Annotated in this window: 15 protein-coding genes; 8 read left to right on the top strand and 7 right to left on the bottom strand. The window is 64.9% G+C overall.

Features of this window, described 5'->3' with window-relative positions; translation table 11 throughout:
* Nucleotides 1-41 precede the first annotated feature (41 nt).
* On the top strand, nucleotides 42-1,409 hold the full coding sequence (glmU, locus tag OXR00_RS05075; RefSeq protein ID WP_267386963.1) for a bifunctional UDP-N-acetylglucosamine diphosphorylase/glucosamine-1-phosphate N-acetyltransferase GlmU: 1,368 nt from the start codon (nucleotides 42-44) through the stop codon (nucleotides 1,407-1,409).
* Between the two features lie 47 nt (nucleotides 1,410-1,456).
* A complete protein-coding gene (glmS, locus tag OXR00_RS05070; protein WP_267386962.1) occupies nucleotides 1,457-3,280 on the top strand; it encodes a glutamine--fructose-6-phosphate transaminase (isomerizing) in 1,824 nt (607 codons plus the stop codon).
* Nucleotides 3,281-3,402: 122 nt separating this feature from the next.
* Here glmS and OXR00_RS05065 read toward each other — a convergent pair whose 3' ends face one another.
* Nucleotides 3,403-3,810 (bottom strand): hypothetical protein, encoded by a 408-nt coding sequence (locus OXR00_RS05065; RefSeq protein WP_267386961.1) that lies wholly within the window; start codon nucleotides 3,808-3,810, stop codon nucleotides 3,403-3,405.
* A gap of 247 nt (nucleotides 3,811-4,057) precedes the next feature.
* Here OXR00_RS05065 and OXR00_RS05060 point away from each other — a divergent pair, with 247 nt between their 5' ends.
* The 3 genes from OXR00_RS05060 (at nucleotide 4,058) to OXR00_RS05050 (ending at nucleotide 8,184) form a co-directional block, all read left to right on the top strand.
* The gene (locus OXR00_RS05060; protein ID WP_267386960.1) at nucleotides 4,058-5,962 is read left to right on the top strand and encodes an EAL domain-containing protein; all 1,905 of its coding nucleotides are present in this window, start codon (nucleotides 4,058-4,060) and stop codon (nucleotides 5,960-5,962) included.
* A complete protein-coding gene (locus OXR00_RS05055) occupies nucleotides 5,962-7,836 on the top strand; it encodes a CHASE4 domain-containing protein (RefSeq protein ID WP_267386958.1) in 1,875 nt (624 codons plus the stop codon). Before OXR00_RS05060 ends, OXR00_RS05055 begins: the two co-directional genes overlap by 1 nt.
* Before the next feature lie 183 nt (nucleotides 7,837-8,019).
* Nucleotides 8,020-8,184: a hypothetical protein gene (locus OXR00_RS05050; protein ID WP_242146805.1), complete on the top strand. Its 165-nt coding sequence runs from the start codon at nucleotides 8,020-8,022 to the stop codon at nucleotides 8,182-8,184.
* 219 nt (nucleotides 8,185-8,403) lie between these two features.
* Here the strand turns inward: OXR00_RS05050 and rpsU are convergent, their stop codons facing one another.
* Nucleotides 8,404-8,604, bottom strand: coding sequence for a 30S ribosomal protein S21 (rpsU, locus tag OXR00_RS05045; protein ID WP_130159038.1), 201 nt, complete (start codon nucleotides 8,602-8,604; stop codon nucleotides 8,404-8,406).
* A 178-nt stretch (nucleotides 8,605-8,782) separates the two neighbouring features.
* Here rpsU and OXR00_RS05040 point away from each other — a divergent pair, with 178 nt between their 5' ends.
* Nucleotides 8,783-9,385 (top strand): twin-arginine translocation pathway signal protein, encoded by a 603-nt coding sequence (locus OXR00_RS05040; RefSeq protein ID WP_267386953.1) that lies wholly within the window; start codon nucleotides 8,783-8,785, stop codon nucleotides 9,383-9,385.
* A gap of 171 nt (nucleotides 9,386-9,556) precedes the next feature.
* Here OXR00_RS05040 and OXR00_RS05035 read toward each other — a convergent pair whose 3' ends face one another.
* From OXR00_RS05035 to OXR00_RS05025, 3 genes are all read right to left on the bottom strand, one after another.
* The gene (locus OXR00_RS05035; protein WP_267386951.1) at nucleotides 9,557-12,079 is read right to left on the bottom strand and encodes a hypothetical protein; all 2,523 of its coding nucleotides are present in this window, start codon (nucleotides 12,077-12,079) and stop codon (nucleotides 9,557-9,559) included.
* A 592-nt stretch (nucleotides 12,080-12,671) separates the two neighbouring features.
* Nucleotides 12,672-13,148 (bottom strand): vgr related protein, encoded by a 477-nt coding sequence (locus tag OXR00_RS05030; RefSeq protein ID WP_242146800.1) that lies wholly within the window; start codon nucleotides 13,146-13,148, stop codon nucleotides 12,672-12,674.
* Nucleotides 13,148-13,585: a copper chaperone PCu(A)C gene (locus OXR00_RS05025; protein WP_267386948.1), complete on the bottom strand. Its 438-nt coding sequence runs from the start codon at nucleotides 13,583-13,585 to the stop codon at nucleotides 13,148-13,150. The genes OXR00_RS05030 and OXR00_RS05025 overlap by 1 nt, the downstream gene beginning before the upstream one ends.
* Nucleotides 13,586-13,747: 162 nt before the next feature.
* Here OXR00_RS05025 and dnaK point away from each other — a divergent pair, with 162 nt between their 5' ends.
* Both dnaK and dnaJ read left to right on the top strand, forming a co-directional pair.
* Complete coding sequence (gene dnaK, locus OXR00_RS05020) at nucleotides 13,748-15,646, top strand: molecular chaperone DnaK (RefSeq protein WP_267386946.1); 1,899 nt, start codon at nucleotides 13,748-13,750, stop codon at nucleotides 15,644-15,646.
* A gap of 63 nt (nucleotides 15,647-15,709) precedes the next feature.
* A complete protein-coding gene (dnaJ, locus tag OXR00_RS05015) occupies nucleotides 15,710-16,837 on the top strand; it encodes a molecular chaperone DnaJ (RefSeq protein ID WP_267386944.1) in 1,128 nt (375 codons plus the stop codon).
* 636 nt (nucleotides 16,838-17,473) lie between these two features.
* Here dnaJ and purB read toward each other — a convergent pair.
* Entirely contained in the window at nucleotides 17,474-18,787 is a 1,314-nt protein-coding gene (purB, locus tag OXR00_RS05010) for an adenylosuccinate lyase (protein ID WP_267386942.1), read from the bottom strand.
* A gap of 83 nt (nucleotides 18,788-18,870) precedes the next feature.
* Nucleotides 18,871-20,667, bottom strand: coding sequence for a tetratricopeptide repeat protein (locus OXR00_RS05005; protein ID WP_267386941.1), 1,797 nt, complete (start codon nucleotides 20,665-20,667; stop codon nucleotides 18,871-18,873).
* Between the last annotated feature and the right edge of the window lie 17 nt (nucleotides 20,668-20,684).

Below are 20,684 nucleotides of genomic sequence, written 5' to 3'. Positions count from 1 at the left end.
CGCTATGGAATTGGCAACCCTGTCGTGGCAGGGCTGTGCGCATGGACGCGAAAAACCACGCCGCCGCCGTCGCCGCGATCATCCTTGCCGCGGGCAAGGGCACGCGGATGAAATCCGATCTGCATAAGGTGCTGCACCCGGTCGCGGGGCGTCCGATGCTGCTCCACCTGCTCGCCAGCGTCGACGCGCTCGCGCCCGAACGGGTGGTGGTGGTTACGGGGGCCGGTCGCGAACAGGTCGAGGCGGCGGTCACGCCGCTTGGCGCTGTCACGGCGCTTCAGGCTGAGCAGCTCGGCACCGGACATGCGGTTGCGCAGGCGCAGGCGGCGCTGACGGGCTTCGAGGGCGCGGTGCTGATCCTGTATGGCGACGTGCCGCTGGTCGGTACCGCGACGATGCGGCGGATGCTCGACCGGTTGGCTGGCGACGATGCGCCGGCGTGCGTTGTGCTCGGCTTCCGCCCCCCCGATCCCGCCGCCTATGGCCGCATCATCGCCTCGCCCGAGGGGCGCATCGCCAGAATGGTCGAGTATAAGGACGCTTCTACGGCAGAGCGGGCGGTCGATCTGTGCAACTCGGGGCTTATGGCTGTGCGCTCGGCCGATCTGTTCGCGCTGCTCGCGCGCGTCGGCAACGACAACGCGGCGGGCGAATATTATCTGCCCGATATCGTCATGCTGGCGGCCGCTGATGGCCGCACCTCGGTGGTGATCGAAACGGACGCGGCCGAGGTCGCCGGCGTCAACAGCCGCGCGGAACTGGCCGTGGTGGAGGGCGCCTGGCAGCAGGCGCGTCGTGCTGATGCGATGGCGAACGGCGCGACGCTGATCGCACCGGAAACGGTGTGGTTCGCGCACGACACGGTAATCGGCCGCGATGTGGTAATCGAACCCAATGTCGTGTTCGGTCCTGGCACCACCATTGCCGATGGCGTGACGCTGCGGGCGTTCAGTCATATTGAGGGTGCGAGCGTCGCCACCGGCGCCATCGTCGGCCCCTATGCGCGGCTGCGGCCGGGCGCGGTGGTGCGTGAAGATGCGCACGTAGGCAATTTCGTCGAGATGAAGAAGGCGGTGCTAGGCAAGGGCGCCAAGGCCAACCACCTTACCTACCTTGGTGATGCCGAGGTCGGCGCGGGCGCGAACATCGGCGCGGGCACGATTACCTGCAATTACGACGGCTACAACAAGTCGCTGACGCGGATCGGCGCGGGCGCGTTCATCGGTTCCAACAGCGCGCTGGTCGCGCCGGTGTCGATCGGCGATGGTGCTCTGGTGGCGGCGGGCTCGGTCATCATCGACGATGTGCCGGCGGACGGATTCGCGATTGCGCGCGGCCGACAGGAAACGCGAGAGGATTGGGCGCCACGATTTCGCGCGGCGGCCAAGGCAAAAAAGGCCGGCAAGTAGCGCGACCTGCTGGCCCGGACAGAATAGAGCATTGAAGGACGTTACCCATGTGTGGAATCGTTGGAATTGTTGGTAAGGAGCCCGTCGCGGATCGTCTGCTCGATGGCTTGCGGCGGCTAGAATATCGCGGATACGATTCGGCCGGCATCGCGACCGATTTCGAGGGGGCGATCGAGCGGCGGCGCGCCTCGGGCAAGCTCGTCAATCTCGCGCGCGAACTCGCCGAGCATCCGCTGCCGGGCGCAACCGGCATCGCGCACACCCGCTGGGCAACGCATGGCGGACCGACCACCAACAACGCGCACCCACATGCCACCGGCGAGGTCGCGCTGGTCCACAACGGCATCATCGAGAATTTCAAGACCCTGCGGGACGAACTGGTCGCGCGCGGCCGCGTCTTCACCAGCGAGACCGACACGGAAGTCGTCGCGCATCTGGTGAGCGAGAAGGTCGAGGCTGGGCTCGCTCCCGCCGACGCGGTGCGTGAGGTGTTGCCGCGCCTGCACGGGGCATTCGCTTTGGCGATCCTCTTTCGGCAGCATCCCGATCTGCTCATCGGTGCGCGGCTCGGATCGCCGCTGGTGGTCGGTTATGGCGATGGCGAAACCTACCTCGGCTCGGACGCGCTGGCGCTGGCACCGCTGACGCAGCGCATCGCCTATCTCGACGAAGGTGACTGGGTGATCATCACCCGCGACGGCGCGCAGATCTTCGACAAGGACAACAACCCTGTCGAGCGGGCGATCACCATATCCGGTGTGACCGGCGAGCTGATCTCCAAGGGCAATCATCGCCACTATATGCTCAAGGAGATTTACGAGCAGCCGATCGTCGTCGCGCAGACGTTGCGCTCATACCTTCAGCGCATGGAGGACAAGGTCACGCTGCCGATCCCGGACTTCGATCTCAGCGCAATCAGGCGCGTGACAATCGTCGCGTGCGGGACGAGCTTCTATGCGGGCATGGTCGCCAAATACTGGTTCGAACAGTTTGCGCGCGTGCCGGTCGATATCGATGTCGCATCCGAGTTTCGCTACCGCCAGCCGGTAATGGAGGAGGGCGGTCTGATGATCGTCATCAGCCAGTCGGGCGAGACGGCGGATACGCTCGCCGCGTTGCGCCATGCCAAGGCCGAGGGGCAGAAGATCGCAGCCGTCGTCAACGTGCCGACCAGTTCGATGGCGCGCGAGGCGGATCTGTTGTTGCCGACGCATGCCGGGCCGGAGATCGGCGTTGCCTCTACCAAGGCGTTCACCTGCCAACTCGCAGTGCTGGCGGCGCTGGCGGCGAACCTCGCGCGCGCCAAGGGTAAGCTCAATGCCGCCGAGGAGAAGGCGATCGTACGGCATCTCGGCGAGGCTCCGGCTGCGCTCAACGCCGCGCTTGCCTATGACGAAACCATCCAGGCGATGGCGCATGTCATCGCCAGCGCACGTGACGTGCTGTATCTCGGGCGTGGCACGGACTATCCGCTGGCGCTGGAAGGTGCGCTGAAGCTCAAGGAAATCAGCTACATCCACGCCGAAGGCTACGCCGCGGGCGAGATGAAACATGGGCCGATCGCGCTGATCGACGATGCTGTGCCAGTGATCGTGATCGCGCCGTCAGGGCCGTTGTTCGACAAGACCGTCAGCAACATGCAGGAGGTGCAGGCACGCGGCGGCAAGGTTGTGCTGATCTCGGATTATGACGGGGTGCAGGCGGCCGGCGACGGGTGCATCGCCACAATTACCATGCCCAAGGTCCACCCGCTGATCGCACCGCTCGTCTATGCCGTGCCGGTGCAGTTGCTGGCGTATCATGTTGCCGTGGCGAAGGGCACGGACGTCGACCAGCCGCGCAATCTCGCCAAGTCCGTCACGGTCGAGTAGAGGCATACCGACACAAAACAGCCACGCTACGAGGCGGCTAATGCGCTACGTAACGTGGCTATTTTGCTTATAGCTTGAGCAAGCGGGAGGCTGTCGCTGGTCGACAGCCTCCCGCTCGCGGATCAGCAGCCGTTCCGGCGATTCTGCGCACGATCATGATTTTTGTCGAGCGTACGGCCGACCAGTGCGCCGCCGACACCGCCCGCGATCGTGCCGAGCGTACCGCCGCCGAGCACGCTACCCAGTACCGCACCGCCCGCGCCTCCGGCGATCGTGCCGGTGGTGCCGCTGCTGCGCTTGCAGTCTTGATAATAGCGGCGATCGTTTCCGCGATAGTTGTTGTTCCGGTAGTTGTTATCCCGGTAATCGCGACCACGGTAGCGGCGTCCGCCGTTGTTGTAGGCCGAATCGCGATCGGCCTGATCACGCTGCCACTGGCTGCCGTGGTCGTAATCCTGAACCCCGGCGAACGCGGTGGTGGGGAGGGCGACAGTGGCGATCAGCGTCGCCATGGCAAGTTTCTTAAACATGACTGGTTCCTTGTGTTTGAGCGGTGGCGTTGCGGACAGAACCCACGAAGGTGGTGGGAAGTTCATCGGGCACGTAACGAATATTTCCGAGGCGGCCATTTCGCACCCTATTCCGGGTCAACCTGACGCCCTCGGCACCGTTTTCATCGAAGCGGTGGCAAGCATTTACGGCGCTTTAACCCTGTCCGCTTACGCCCGTGCAACGGAGTGAAGGCTCCCTTCTTTCAAGCTTCAGGCGGTGCGGTACATGCGGATTCTGATCGTCGACGACGAACCGGCAATGCACGACAGCTATCGGCGCAGCTTCGCAGGCAGCGCGGCTGCGGAAAGCGACGCGCTCGATGCCATGGCCGTCGAGCTGTTCGGCGATGATGCGACGACGAACGATGCAGATCCCGCAGCCGATTTCGCGCTGACGCACGCGCTGCAGGGGCTGGATGCGGTGGCACAGATTGAGGCGGCGCAGGCGGCGGGCAACCCGTTCGCGGTGGCGTTCATCGACGTGCGAATGCCGCCAGGTATCGACGGGAAGGAGACCGCGACTCGCATCCGCGCGCTCGATCCCGACATCCAACTTGTCATCGTCACCGGCTTTTCGGATTTTTCGCCGGCGGAGATCTCGCGGGCGGCCGGCCCCGCCGACAAGATCTTCTATATCGCCAAGCCGTTCGAGGTCGCCGAGGTGACACAGATGGCGACCGCGCTTGCGAACCGTTGGCAGCTCGACCACGAGATGGCCGAGATGCGCCGCGCGCTCGCGCGGCAAGTGGTGCAGCTGGAGGAGCAGGGTCTCGAACTCGCCGCCAACGAAAGCAAGGCGACGCACATCGCCAACCATGATTCGCTCACCGACGCGCCCAACCGTCTCGCCTTCATGCGCGCGCTCGCCGACCGTGCGCGTAGCGGCGGGGATTTCGCGGTGGCGATGGTCGATCTCGATCGCTTCAAGATCGTCAACGATACGCTCGGCCATCTTGCCGGCGACGAATTGATCCGCCAGATTTGCGGCATCCTCCACGCGTCGGTGCCGGAAGGCGGGCTGGTCGCGCGGTTGGGCGGCGACGAATTCGGCCTGTTGTTCGATTCGCCCGGCGCGGAAGCTGCCGCGATGGCGTGCGATCTGGTGATCCGCAACTGTTCGACCACCTTCAAGCTGTTCGGTCACTCGGTGCAGGCCGGCGCGTCGGTCGGTCTCGTCCATGTCGGCACCGTCGAGCGCGGCGATGGCCACCGCGAGTCGGTCGACCTGATCCGCCGCGCCGATCTCGCGCTGAACGACGCCAAGCACAACGGCCGTGGCACCGCACGGGTGTACGACGACACGATGGACGAATCGATCCGCTTCCGCCGCCAGATTGAAGGCGGGCTCGGCCAGTCGATCGCACGCAATGAACTGAAGCTGGTCTATCAGCCGATCGTTGCGCGCGACGGGCTGGAAGTGGTCGGTTTTGAGGCGCTGCTACGCTGGCATACCGCAGAGTTCGGACCCGTAAGCCCGGCGCTGTTCATCCCAATCGCGGAGGAATCCAATCTTATCCACGAACTCGGCGACTGGGTGCTGAACGAGGCGCTGAGCGTGTTGAAGGACTGGCCGGGGCAGTACGTCTCGGTCAACTTTTCGCCGCGCCAGTTCCGCCGGCATAATTTTGTCGGTCATGTCGTCGAATGCGTGCAGCGCGCCGGGGTCGCGCCTAATCGCGTACAGATCGAGATTACCGAAACCGCGATCTTCGACGATGCCGATCGCGCCGCGGATACCCTCTACAAATTGCGCCAGATGGGCTTCCGCATCGCGCTGGATGATTTCGGCACCGGCTATTCGAGCCTGTACAACATTCGCAAGTTCGCGCTGGATTGCCTCAAGATCGACAAGAGCTTCATCGACGGCATGGGGCGTGAGCGCGAGAGCGCGGCGATCGTCCATTCGATCGTCCACCTCGGCCGCTCGCTCGGCCTCGGCGTGATCGCGGAGGGCGTCGAAACGGCGGCGCAGGTGCAGGCGCTGCGGCTGGCGGGGGCTTCGCACCTTCAGGGGTATTACTTTGCGCGGCCGATGGCGGCCGACGATGCGCAGGCGCTGGCGCATCAACGCTTCATGGTCGATGAAACCAGCGCAGCGGCGACGACCGCCGGAAACGGGACGCACGGCTGATGCGCACCCGGTTCCGCGCGGCGCGCGGCCGGATCGAGACGCAGGTCACCACGCTGCGCAATCCGCGCTCGCTCGGCGCCAAATTGCTGCTGATCCTCACCGCGATCGGGCTTGCCGGATCGATCGCGATCACGCTGCTGCTGGCGAGTGTCATCACGCCCAGCTTCAACCGGCTCGAGGCGAAATCGGTCGACGGCCATATCGAGCGGACGCGCGCGGCGCTGCACGAATACGCGTCCAAGGTGGAAAGCGCGGTGCGCGATTACGGCGACTGGAACTCCAGCTACGATTACATGGGTCACCCGACGCGCGCGTTCGAGGCGGAAAGCTTTTCGCCACTGGCGATGGAGAATCTCGGCGTCAATGGCATGGCGTATATCGCCAACGACGGCCATATCGTCATCGCGCGCTGGCGCGGCACGCGTGGCGACGATGCCGTGTTGCGGGCGGCATTGGTGGCGCAGATCGCGCGCGTCGATTTTCGACGGGCCTTGAAGGCGGGCAGTTCTGCCAGCTTCTATGTGCGACTCGGGCAGGTGGTCGCCGCGATCGGCATCGCCGAGGTGCGGCGCAGTGACGGCACCGGCGACCCGCGCGGTTTCGTGCTGATGGCGCGGCAGATCACTTCGGGCCAGTTGTCCGGTCTGCTCCAGCTTGGCGCCAAGCTCGATCTGGCTGACGTGGCGGATCAGGACCGTATCACGTCCAGCGCGACCAAGACGCGAATCGCGGTGCCGGTCTACGGCGTGGACCATCATGCGGTGGCGAGCGCCGCCTTCACCGTCCCGCGTGACCTGTCGGTCCTGGGTCGGCGCATGCTGCTGCTGGCGGTGTGCGGGTCGACCGTGTTGTTGCTGATCGTGCTGGTGATGCTGCGACGGATGATCGATCGGTTGGTGCTGCGCCCGCTTGCACGGGTGGAGCGGCATATGCAGATGGTGCGCGCGTCCGGCTCGCTCGGGCAACTGGCGGAGGATGGGCGGCAGGACGAGATCGGTTCGCTCGGCGCGAGCTTCAACGCGATGCTCAGCCAGTTGCAGGACCTGCGCGAACAGATCGAGGCGCAGAGCTTCGCGCTCGGCCGCAGCGAAAGCGCGGTGGCGGTAATGCACAACGTCCGCAACGCGCTCAATCCGATCAGCACGATCCTGTCGCAGGGCATTGCGCAGGCGCCCCCGGTCGACCGCGCGATGCTCGATCGCGCGGTCGCCGAACTGGCGCGCGAGGATCTTCCGGCGACACGGCGCGGTAAACTCGTCGCCTTCGTGGCCGCGGCGGTCGAGGCGGACGCGAACGACCGCACACGCCGGCGTGGCGAACTTGAGATCGGCCGCGAGGCGATGGCGCATGTGCTCGAGATCATCGGCGCACAGCAACGCGCCGCGCACGAGCGGCCGGACCTGGAGGTGTGCGACGTCAGCGAGATCCTGGCGCGCAACGCGACGATCGCGCGTTATTCGGGCGACCTGTCGATCGCGTTCGTTTTTCCGGGCGAGGCGCATCTGGTGATGGCGAGCCGCGTGATCCTGAGCCAGGTGATCGGCAATCTGCTCGGCAACGCGGCGGAGGCGATCGCCGCCACGGGCACCCGCAGCGGGACCATCAGCGCGACCGTTTCCGAAGAGGGTGGCGAGACCCGCATTGCCATCCGCGACGACGGCGAGGGCTTCGACCCCGCAAACGCGCCGACCTTCTTTCAGCGCGGCTTTTCGACGCGCGCGCACAAATCGGGTGGCCTCGGCCTGCACTGGTGCGCGAATGCGATGGGGGCGATGCAGGGCGCACTACGGCTGGAGAGCGAGGGCCGGGGGCGCGGCGCGATCGCGGTACTGACGCTGGCGCGGGTGGACGGAGAGGTCAGGGTGGCGGCCTAGGCTTTGCAGGACGAGGGTTCCGCGCGGCAGTCGAAGATGCCGCGACCGACGGCGTCGCACCGTTACTGAAAACCGGCCAGATCGGCGGCAGTAATTCTGCGAGACGACCTGCCTAAGGGCACGATGAACCCGCGCGGCGGTTCATGGGTTGAACACGGACAACGACCGCGAAAGGCACCCACAATGAATCAGGAACCGCTCAACCCCGGCGATGACGCTGCCCCCGGCACCCCTGGCACCGGCGAGGATATCTGCCCGGTCTGCGGCGGCACCGGCACCATCGGCGACGCCGCTTGCACGAATTGCGGCGGCAGCGGCAAGGTCATCCACGGTATCGGCGGCGCCTGAACCGCTCACGTCGAATCAGCTCGCGTGCCGGTCGGGCATGGCCGTATGGTCAATCCCCTTGCACGCAGAGCGTTTACAGTAACAGAAGACTGCACCTTCCCGGATCAGCGTACCAACGTCGTCCACGCGAGCGCGTGTTACTGACATGTTGATTTCACGGACCGGCTTCGGTTCGGCATGCGGCGGGCGATTTCTACCCGCCGCAGGAAAGATCGCGGGTCAGCGATCCCGTTCGGCGCGCTTGCGGTCTGCCTTGCGCGCCCGGCTGATCGCCGCTGCGCGTTCACGTGCGCGACGTTCGGACGGCTTCTCATAGTGACGGCGCAGCTTCATCTCGCGGTACACGCCCTCGCGCTGCAGCTTTTTCTTTAACGCGCGCAATGCCTGGTCGACATTGTTGTCACGGACGATGATCTGCATGAGGTAGCTTTCAGAGTGGGTAAAACTTTGCAGCCCCTTAGAGCAGGTGGCCCGCCGTGCCAAGTCGTTAGCGTATCCGATGCGCCACAAGGCTGGGGACCCACCCGGAAGGGTACGGCAGACGCCTTATTGCTACCGCCATCCGAGTCCCGGATGTGGGCGACGGGAGATCGCCTGTATGATGAAGTTCATTCCATGGTGGGTGCTGGCATTCACGACTTTCGCTTCTCCGCTTGCCGCTCAACAGCAGCCGCCGGTACCAGCGATCAGGCTGAAACCCGAGCAGATACGGCCCTTTGTTCCAGAGGCTTTCGATCCTCCGAAGCTGGTCGAAACAGCGCGGTTTAAAATCGTGCCGCTTGGTCCTGCCATGGTGGACCGGGACTATCAGGCGTATATGTCCTCGATCGAGCATCTCCAAAAGACGTTCTCGCGCAGCACCACGTGGCCGCATGAGGGGATATCCCATGGCGATGCGGTGAAAGATATGGAGAACGAGCAGGCTCGGTTCACCAGGCGCCAATTCTTCGATTATGCCGTGCTGACGACGGACGGCAGCCGCGAGATCGGCAGCGTCTATATCTCGCCAAGTCACGTCGCGGGATATGATGCGGTTGTGCGAATGTGGGTGACCAAGGATGCGTATGACGCCGGGTTGGATGCGGAACTCTACGCCTGGCTGACCAACTGGATGCAGACAGCGTGGCCGTTCAAGAAAGTCGCTTACCCCGGACGGGCGATCGACTGGCAGACCTGGGATAATCTCAGGGCAACGCATTAGGTTTGCCGTTCAACAGCGCGGCCGTTGGCAATCGTCGCCAAGCCTAAGCCATAAAACGTCAGTTTTGAACATCGTACTCCCGCTCCGGGTGGTTGGCCCCGACATTTGGTAATTTGGAGTATCGATGATCCGAAGGCGAAGGTGGCGGCACGTGCGATCACCCGAAGCGGGTCACAGCGCCTTGCGCAGCGTAAGCGAGACCCTCCGGCCGACCGGATCAAGCAAGTCGGCCTGATATCGATATGGCGTTGTGTTATCGGCGGCGCGAACGCTCGGGTGGGCATCGAACAGATTATCGACCGATAGTTTGACGATGAAATGGCGCGTCCAGGTCTGGTGCGAAAAGACGTGGTGGAGGCTGAGCGATCCGCTGACGTTCAACCGACACAATGCGCCAAACGACAGGTCCGCTGCGGGTACGGCGCCGCGCACCCGGCCACCACCAAGGCAGTAGAAGTCGAACGTACCGCCATTGCCGAGATAATTCAGACCGCCGTAGCCATAGCCCGCGATTCGCGGCGTGGTCGCTCCGGTCAGCGTATCGCCCGCCAGAAGATTGAGCGGCGTGGTACCTGGACGAAGCGTCAGCCGGTCGGCGAAGCGAATGGACGGGCCAAGGCCGCCATAGAAACTCGGCCGCTCGGCCGGCGTCCCATTCGGCTGGGCAGGGGGCTTGGCGTGGCCGAGCTGGCCGTTGGCGTTGAGCGTGATGTTGAGCGTCTGCTGTTCCTCTCGGGCGACGTTGACGGGGCGAAACGCTACGGAGGTGAGCGCACCCGATGCATCGCGCACGAACAGATCGGGCAACCCGGCGAGGGTTGCGGGTGTAAGCGCGTAAATCGTTTGCACGCCGTTGCGGACCGTCGTTGCTTCATAGGTGGCGCCGAGGCGCAGCTCGGACTTCGCGAACGGCTTCAACGTCACGCCCAGCGAACGCACCCGGCGGCGCTCGGCGACAAGGTCGGGATTGCCACCCGTCAGCAGCGTCACGATGTCCGAACGGCCGGTCGCGAAGTTGAAGACGTTGGCCTGAAGCGCCACCGCCTGCGGCGTCGCCACTTGGTCGAGGGTTGGCGCGGCGGCGGACGTCTTGTACTGGAGGAGGAACTGAATGGGCGTAAACGGTGCCCAGGTGATCCCGGCGGTGGAGTCCGACAGGTCGCCGAAACCCTCGACATGGCGGCGTGCCGTCGAGGCGTTGATGGACATTTCGCCCAGCCAGGACAGCACACCCGCCTTGCGCGAGGCGACGGGTACGTCCAACGTGGCCGCGCCCTCGATCCGGGTGCGGGCGAACGCGATGTCGTAGGTGGTCGCGCCCGTCGTCCTGCCCGACGAGCCGGTGCGCTCAACCTCCAGCGTCGCCGTGACGGTGACAGGCCCGGCGGGCAGCCGCACCGGACGGTTGTTTGTGACGAACTTGGCAGCAGCGCCGTGCGTCGTCTGGACGGTGTGATTGGCACGCACGTCGCCCACAAGCGCGCCGGGCAGCGGCTGGAACGGGTTGGCGCCGGCAGCGATGGCGGCGTTCGCGAGCGCGGTGTCGGTATAGGCATCGCTCAGGCCAACCCGGCGCTGGCCATCGAGCGTGCCGGTCAGGTCCCACTGCCACCCCCGCCACGCGCCGCGCAGCAGCCCACCGGCGTGGAGCGTGGTGGTGTCCAGACGCGCCCCGAGTAACGGCCCTTCGGTGAAGTAGCGCTGTAGCAGCACGTCATTACTGAATGGCGAGAAGGGGTTGTCTGCCGGAACGAGCAGCGTGGCACTGGAGGGGCCGTAGACGCTTCGCTCATGCGCGTGGTCGGCCGTCAAGGTCAGCGATCCGGCGATGCCGTGGCCGATCCGGTTGGCCATGACGAGTTCGCCATGCAGCGTGTCATTCGCCGGCGCCAGATCGTGAAAGGGCGACAGGTCGTAGAGCCGCGGCATGTTCGCCCCGGCCGCAAAACCGGAAAGCGTCGGAGCGGCTCCGGTTGGAACGGGCGCGATCGTGGTGACCTGACCGGCCAGTGCCGACAGCGTCGGATCGATCTCGCCGCCGGCGCGCACGCCTGTCACATTGCCGACCGCGTCGAACGGGACGTCGGGATCGGGCAACACGTGCCGCGACGATTGTGACAGCGCATCGGTGTGGCGCGCGTCTAGCGACAGGGTGAGCCGCTTGTCATCGCGGAGCCGCGTCAGGTCGAGATGCGGGTTCACGGTATCTGCGCCGCCGCGCGTGGCGGTACCGACGACGTATTTCAGCGACAGCTGGCGAAACCGACGCTTGGTGATGAAGTTCACGACGCGGCGGGTCGGCGGGTAGCCGTATCGCAACGCCACTGGTTCGGGCAGGACTTCGACCTTCTCGATCGCCTCGGGCGGTAGATTGCCGATCTCTTCATACCCCGACACGCGCTGCGCGTTCAGCAGGAAGATCGGCGGCTCGCCATCGGCCGCCTGGGTGATACCGCGAATGGTCCGCAGCAGCTCGTCGATCGAGGTTGCGCCCGTTGCCTCGATCGCACGTGCGTTGAAGGTCGCGAGCGGCTCGATGTCGGTCACCACCTCGCCGCGCTGTCCGATCACGACGATGTCGGACGTCAACTGGTCGGGCGCATCTTCCCTCGCGCCGGCATCTGTATGGGTGTGCGCGGCCTCCTGAGATATTGCGGGATGCGGCGGTGCCAGCAGCGCCGCTGTCAGTGTCACGGCGGCACGGGAGGCACCAAACGCAGAAACCGATCGGCGCGTCACGCTGGCACCGAGCCGACGCAAGCTTTGCCCGTGAGGCGAGGCCGCAGTGCAGCCTTGGGCTTGCAGACGTTTGGGGTGTGTTCGCCTAATCGGAGTGCATTGATCGGCGGCGGTTCGGAGGCAAGCCGCCTCGAGCTAGTCGTCACGATGGCGGCCCCCTCCCGCTAGATCCGCGTCCCCATCGTAAGAGTGAAGCATTGCGCTAAGACTTGAAAGGCGAATCGTAGTTTAAGTATTGCCGTAGATGTCGAAGCGATCGGGCGGACGCATTCGTTCGCGAATGCGGCGACCGATGGGCGATGGTGACGTCGGCACCGCAAAGGCTGCCTCGAAAGACTGGGACGTTGCGATAACGGCGGCGATTGCCACCTTACATGAAGCCATGTCGCTAGGCGGTTGCTGGTCGACTATCTGGACGAAGGGTTTACGCTGTAGCTCGGCTTAGGCGTCGTGCCCCAACACCGGATATTAGACACAGCCAAACCGTGGAGCAATCCGCCACGAAAGCTTCCGCTGCGAGCCGGCGCTTGCCGGTTTCGTCAGGCGCTCAGGCTGCGGCTGGCCTGCGCGGTCCGAAGGGCAAGATCGCCTCGTACACGTTGCGTTCCGGTGCGCCGATCACATGACCGCCGCCGCGCAGCACAAAGGCGTGCCGGACGATCTCCGCCTGCTGCTCGATCCCGTAGCCGGTCAATGCCACGCCGGGCCGGATCGCGTAGTCGTAGCGCGAGAAGGGGTGGCGCCGCAGTGGCAGGAACACGCCCGACTGGTGCTGCCAGACATGCACCATCTCGTGGATGAACAACCCCTGCGCGCTGAGCGGCGCGACCGAGAAGTCGTCGCAGTACGCGGTGCCTTTGGGATGAAAGTGGATCGCACCGCGCGGTGCCATCACGGTATTACGCGGCTGGAAAAATGCCCATTTGCCCAGCACGATCCGCACCGCCGCATAATCGATGGCGTCTCCGAAGATACTGCGGGCGAGTGCGATCTCGCCGAGGGTCAGCGGGCGGGCGGCGGGCATCAGAACTTCGGCGCGGGATCGCCCGGCGCAATCACCAGCGCGTCGTAATCGTAGCGATTGCCGTCCGCGAAGGTGAACTGAAGCGTCATTGTCTTGCCAGGTTTGATGACTGGATTGAGACCGAACAGCATCACATGCATGCCGCCGGGCTTGAACGCGACTTTGCCTCCGGCGGGCAGCGCGACCTGATCGAGCGGCTTCATCGCGGCCATGCCGCCGCTGGTCATCGACTGGTGCAGCTCGGTCCGGAGGGAGAATTCTGAATGAACCGCGACCAGAGTCGTATCCGTAGGGCCGCCGTGCAGCGTGAAATACGCCACCGCCGGTCGTCCGGGCGCAGCGGCGAGGCGCACATAACCATGATCGATGTAGAATTGCCGAGCGCTGCAACCGCTAATGCCGAGCAGCAGGACGAGGAGAAGACCTAGGATGCGCACAGGAACTCCCACTTCGGGAAACGATGATTTGTTCCTAGGCGTGTCGAAATCTTGCGACAAGCAAAAGCCCCCCTATATCCGGCGAGTAGAGCGCGGTGTCGCCCATTCGGGGGCGCCGCCACATGTTGCAAACCTGAACAAGACGGGGGCCGTAGAGGACCAATGGCAAAAGTAATCGGTATCGATCTGGGCACGACCAATAGCTGCGTCTCGGTGATGGAGGGCGGCAAGCCCAAGGTTATCGAAAACGTTGAGGGCGCGCGCACCACACCGTCGATCGTCGCATTCGCCAAGGATGGCGAGCGGCTGGTCGGCCAGCCGGCCAAGCGGCAGGCGGTGACGAACCCTGAGAACACGATCTTCGCGGTGAAGCGCTTGATCGGCCGCCGCTTCGACGATCCGATCACCAAGAAGGACACCGAGCTGGTGCCGTACACGATCGTGCGCGGCAACAACGGCGACGCATGGGTCGGCGCCGGCGGCAAGGATTACTCGCCTTCGCAGATCAGCGCCTTCACGCTTCAGAAGATGAAGGAAACCGCCGAGGCATATCTTGGCGAGACGGTGACGCAGGCGGTCATCACCGTGCCGGCGTACTTCAACGACGCACAGCGCCAGGCGACCAAGGACGCCGGCCAGATCGCCGGTCTCGAAGTGCTGCGCATCATCAACGAGCCGACCGCGGCGGCGCTCGCCTATGGCCTCGACAAGGACACCAACAAGACCATCGCGGTCTATGACCTTGGCGGCGGTACGTTCGACATCTCGATTCTCGAGATCGGCGACGGCGTGTTCGAGGTGAAGGCCACCAATGGCGACACCTTCCTCGGCGGTGAGGATTTCGACAACAAGCTGCTCGATTTCCTCGCGGCGGACTTCAAGAAGGCCGAGGGGATCGATCTCACCAAGGACAAGCTGGCGCTCCAGCGTCTGAAGGAAGCGGCCGAGAAGGCGAAGATCGAGCTGTCGTCGGCGGCGACGACCGAGGTTAACCTGCCGTTCATCACGGCGGACGCGACGGGGCCGAAGCATCTCGTCAAGGCGATCACCCGCGCCGACCTCGAGCGTCTGGTCGAGGACCTCATCCAGCGCACGCTTGAGCCGTGCAAGAAGGCGATGAAGGATGCCGGCATTTCGGTCAGCGAGATTTCGGAAGTTGTCCTCGTCGGCGGCATGACGCGCATGCCCAAGGTCCGTCAGGTCGTGAAGGATTTCTTCGGCAAGGAGCCGCATTCGGGCGTCAACCCGGATGAAGTCGTCGCGATGGGCGCCGCCATTCAGGCGGGCGTGTTGCAGGGCGACGTCAAGGACGTGCTGCTGCTCGACGTGACGCCGCTGTCGCTCGGCATCGAGACGCTGGGTGGCGTGTTCACCCGCATGATCGACCGCAACACGACGATCCCGACCAAGAAGTCGCAGACCTACTCGACCGCGGACGACAACCAGAACGCCGTGACTATCCGCGTCTTCCAGGGCGAGCGTGAAATGGCGGCGGACAATAAGATCCTCGGCCAGTTCGACCTCGTCGGCATTCCGCCCGCACCGCGCGGCGTGCCGCAGATCGAAGTGACGTTCGACATCGACGCCAACGGCCTCGTCAACGTGTCCGCCAAGGATAAGGGCACGGGCAAAGAACAGCAGATCCGCATCCAGGCCTCGGGTGGCCTGTCGGATCGTGACATCGAGCAGATGGTGCGCGATGCCGAGCAGTTCGCCGATGACGACAAGAAGCGTCGTGAATCGGCCGAGGCGAAGAACAACGCCGAGAGCCTGGTCCACACGACGGAGCGTCAACTTGCCGACAATGGCGACAAGGTCGACGCGTCGCTCAAGAGCGAGATCGAGGAGGCGATCACCGCCACCAAGACCGCGATCGAGAGCAACGATGCCGAGGCGATGAAGGAGAAGGCGGCAACGCTTGCTCAGGTCGCGATGAAGCTTGGTCAGGCGATCTACGACAAGCAGGCCCAATCCGAGGCTTCGCCATCGGCCGGTGCCGAGGCGCCGCACGAGGACGTGGTCGACGCGGAATTCTCCGAAGTCGACGATACCAAGGCGTAACCTGTTGCGCTTGCCCGGCTGTCCCCGCATCGTGCGGGGGCAGCTGGGGGGCGGGGGCCATATATGACGACTGAAGTCGATTTTTACGAATTGCTCGAATGTGAGCGAACCGCCGACGATGCCACCATCAAGGCGTCGTACCGCAAGCTGGCGATGAAATATCACCCGGATCGTAATGCCGGATGCAAGGATTCGGAAGGTCGCTTCAAGGCGATCAGCGAAGCCTATGATTGCCTCAAGGATCCGCAGAAGCGCGCGGCCTACGATCGTTTTGGCCATGCCGCGTTCAAGAACGGCGGCCCCGGCGGCGGGCGTGGCGGCGCGCAGGATTTCGGCGGCTTCAGCGATATTTTTGAGAACATTTTCGGCGAATTCATGGGCGGCGAGCGTGGCGGCGGTGGCCGCAGCGGGCCGCGTCGGGGCGCCGACCTGCGCTACGACATGGAGATCACGCTGGAGGAGGCGTTCACCGGCCGCTCCAGCGAGGTGACCGTTGATGTGTCGGCGGTGTGCGACACGTGCGAGGGTAGCGGCGCCAAGCGCGGCACCAGCGCCAAGACCTGTACGACCTGTGCCGGCCACGGCAAGGTGCGCGCGCAGCAGGGGTTTTTCGTGGTGGAGCGGACCTGTCCGTCGTGTCATGGCGCGGGGCGGGTGATCTCCGATCCGTGCTCAGCCTGCCACGGCGAAGGCCGGGTCGAGCAGACCAAGACGCTGACGGTCAACGTGCCGCCCGGCGTCGACGAAGGCACGCGCATCCGCCTCACCGGCGAAGGTGAGGCTGGCTTGCGCGGCGCACCGGCGGGCGATCTTTACATCTTCCTGCACGTCGCCCGCCATGCGGTGTTCGAGCGTGAGGGCACGACGTTGCTCGCGCGTGCGCCGGTCAGCTTTGCCACGGCGGCGCTGGGAGGTGAGTTCTCGATCACCGGCCCGGACGGCGAGACGCATGTGTTGAAGATCCCGGCCGGCACGCAGCATGGCCGTGAACTGCGCCAGCGCGGCGCGGGTATGCCGGTGTTGCAAGGGCGCGGGCGCGGTGATCTCGTCGTGCGCGTCGAGGTGGAGACGCCGACCAAGCTCTCCGCCCGGCAGCGTGAGTTGCTGGAGGAGCTGCGCACGCTCGATGCCGGTGCGGATGGCTCGCACGGTGGCGGCTTCTTTCAGAAGGTGAAGGGCGCCTGGGGGTGATGCTCGGCGCGGCGGCCGGGTGTTCCGGTCGCCGCGTTGGGACGGGGCGTTGCGTCGAACTGCTTAAAAGAGCGCGGCCATGAGGTCACACCGGCCTTCGCAGTCCTTATTTCCCGGCAAAGGCCCGGTTCCAGTTACGGGGCGGATGTAAAAGTAGCGTCGTGCTCAGTTACGTAAGCCTCCGTAACTGAACCCCGGCCGGGGAAATGCTATGAGCGTGGTGGATATTTGCGTGATACCGCGCTGACAGACTCTTGAGACAATCTCGCAAATTGCCGTCCTGATAGCGGTACGCCATCGCCAAAAAATCAGATCCCGTCCGGCCGTTCCGCCCCCTCGCAAAAAGGGGCGGGGTCGGCCGATGGATCAGAGGATGAGAACCTCGACCACCAGCGCGATACCCGCAACAGCAAAGATGCCGCCGGCGAGGTTCTGGAAGATGCGCATGGTAGGGTCTCCGGCCGGTCAATTCCGGCCTGAGCGTCATTTGGATATTATTGCGCGTTTACGCAATTTTATTACTCGCATTCGCAGATGCAGCATTTGCACGTTGAACCGTGCACCGCGCACGACCAGCCGTTTATCTCAGCGAAACGAAGTTGCGGCGGGAGGTGATAGCAACCGCCCGCCGCGCCCTTACTCGCCGAACACCCGCGTGAAGATCGTGTCGACATGCTTGAGGTGATAGCCGAGGTCGAACTTGTCCTCGATCACCTCGGGTGACAGCGCGGCCGTTACTTCGGCATCGCCCTTGAGCAGTTCGAGCAAAGACAGCTCGCCGTCGCTCTCCCACACTTTCATCGCGTTGCGCTGGACGAGGCGGTATGAATCCTCGCGGCTCACCCCAGCCTGCGTCAGCGCGAGCAGCACGCGCTGCGAGTGGACGAGGCCACCCATCTTATCGAGGTTCTTCTGCATGCGGGCGGGATAGACCAGCAGCTTCTCGATCACGCCGGTCAGCCGCGCCAGCGCGAAATCCAGCGTGATCGTGGCGTCGGGCGCGATGTAGCGCTCGACCGAGGAGTGGCTGATGTCGCGCTCATGCCACAGTGCGACGTTCTCCAGCGCGGGCGTGACATAGCCGCGCACCATGCGGGCGAGGCCGGTCAGGTTCTCGGTCAACACCGGGTTGCGCTTGTGCGGCATCGCCGACGAACCCTTCTGGCCGGGCGAGAAATACTCTTCCGCTTCCAGCACTTCGGTGCGCTGGAGGTGGCGCACCTCGACCGCGAGCCGCTCGATCGAGGAGGCTATCACGCCCAGCGTCGCGAAATACATCGCGTGGCGGTCACGGGGGATGACCTGCGTCGACACCGGTTCGACCGTCAGGCCGAGCTTGGCGGCGACATGCGCCTCCACCACCGGATCGATATTGGCGAAGGTGCCGACCGCGCCCGAAATCGCGCAGGTGGCGATATCCTGACGTGCGGCGACTAGCCGTTTGCGGCAGCGCGCGAACTCGGCATAGGCTTCCGCCATCTTGAGACCGAAGGTGACCGGCTCGGCGTGGATGCCGTGGCTGCGGCCGATCGTCGGCGTCATTTTGTGCTCGTAGGCGCGCGTCTTGAGCGCGGCGAGCAGCTTGTCGAGATCGGTGAGCAGGATGTCGCTGGCCTGGGCGAGCTGTACCGACAGGCAGGTGTCGAGCACGTCGGAGGAGGTCATGCCCTGATGCATGAAGCGCGCCTCGTCACCGACCTGTTCGGCCACCCATGTGAGGAAGGCGATCACGTCATGCTTGGTGACCGCCTCGATCGCGTCGATCGCAGCGACGTCGATCGCGGGTTCGGTCTTCCACCAGTCCCACAGCGCCTGCGCCGCCGATTTCGGCACCACGCCAAGCTCGGCGAGCGCGTCGGTGGCGTGGGCCTCGATCTCGAACCAGATGCGGAAGCGCGCCTCCGGCGTCCAGATCGCGGTCATGTCGGGGCGAGAATAGCGGGGGACCATCGGGGTTCCTTTGTACGGGCAGGCGTGTCGCCCGCGCGGTAGCAGGGACCGGGCGAAGCTTCAAACGTGTCCGGCTGGGCGGTTTATCCGATGCCGTGCTGCTTCGCCTCGCGCGCGATATTCGGGGCGATCGCCAGCGCGGCGGCCTTGTCCGCTTCACCCGCATCCTTCTGGCCCAAGGCGATCTTGGCAAGCCCTCGGCAATATAGCGACCACGCCAGTTTCGGCGCGACCGCCAGCGCCGCGTCATAATCGGCGATCGCGGCGGCATATTTGCCCTGCCGCAGATAGACGAGGCCGCGACTGTCGAGGAACGCTGGCTGAGCACCAGCGCGTTTGAGCGCGCGGTTACAATCGTCGAGTGCGGCGTCGAGTTCGATGCCGGCCTGCGCGCGCATCCAGCAGCGCGCGTTGAGCAGGCTGCCAAGCTGCCTGTCGTCGGGATGGCTGGCGATCACCGGCCCGAGCATGGCGATGCCGCGCGCGGGCTGGCCCAGCCGCGCGAACAACTCGGCCAGCGTGACCATTTCCAGCGACGTGGGTGGGGTGACGCGGACGGCAGCCTCGGCATCGGCAAGCGCGCCGGTATGATCCTGTTCGCGCATGCGCAGCATCGCGCGGATGCGCAGCAGGCTGCCGTCGGTCGGCGCAAGGTCGACGGCCTTTTCGATATCGGTCCGCGCGAGGCCACGCTGGCCGGAGGCGGCATAGGCCAGCGCCCGGTCGCGGTAATAGTCCGCGTTGGTGGGGGCGAGCGCGATCGCGTGGTTGAAGTCGGCCAGCGCATCGGCAAGTTGCCGCTGCGCGACACGGGCATTGCCACGCCGCGCGAAGGCATCGGCAGTGGTCGGCGCCGCTTCGCTGACCGGAGCGACGCGCTGGATATCGGCGGGGAGGGGCGCACCGCTTGCCGCAGCCAGTGGGGTTGTCGCGGAACTGCGGAACGCCTTGCCGCCGTTGTAGGTGAAGTAGATGCGATGCTGGCTACGCGCGACATAGATATGGTGGGCGAGCATATAGTCCGCGCCGATCAGCATGTCCGGACCGGTGTCGCCGGCGAGCGTGGGGCTGTCGATCACGTCGAGTCGGGTCTTCAGGATGGTCTCGTCCCCGATCGCGACGCTTTCCACCGGCACCGTCCAGCCCGGCCGCGAACGCTTGCCGAGCCCGCCGATGCCGTGGATCGGCGTGACGGCGGGACCGTTCAGGTCTATCCCCGCCTTCTGCGCGGCGCGGCGCGAGAGCAGCGTGGTCGGCGAGCCGCTGTCGTAGACGGCGGTGACCTGTGCGCCGTTGATCCGCACCAACACCTGAAAACGGTGGTCGCCGGCATTCTCACCGATATCGAGCGGGGCGGTGAAGTACGGCTTACCCGGCGCCCAATATGCGATGGCGGCGTTGTTGCAGTCGTGCGGGCGGATCAGCTTAACCGAACCACCGCCGAGATTGAACTCGGTGTCCTCGATACCGAGCAGGTTGCGGCCGATCAGCCCGTTACCGACATCGCTGCCGCCGACGAGGAACTGCACGGTGTCGAGCGTCTTGTCGGCAATTCCGAACTTTTTAACGGTGACGAGATCGGGCGTGGAGGAGCCACCGATCCCGACGAGCGATAGGCCGAAGGGCGCCGCGCCGATCTTCAGGCCAAGTTCCATCGCCTTGGCGCGCGGCATCAGGCTGAAGAACGCACCGCTGTCGAGCCACAGCCGCGTGTTCTTGCCGTCGATGGTGACCGGCACGCTGGCGCGCATGCCCTCCATCGTCACCGGCAGGTCGGCCATCACGCCGAGCTTGCAGGTGCCGGCGTATGCCGGGGCGGCCGATAGCGCGGTGTTGATGAGGAGGGCGGTGGCGAACAGGCAAATCGAAGAGCGCGTCATGCAGGCCAGTCCCTCTC

The sequence above is a fragment of the Sphingomonas sp. GC_Shp_3 genome, assembly GCF_026540945.1.
GTDB lineage: Bacteria > Pseudomonadota > Alphaproteobacteria > Sphingomonadales > Sphingomonadaceae > Sphingomonas.
This window is presented reverse-complemented; position numbering and strand designations above follow the sequence as displayed.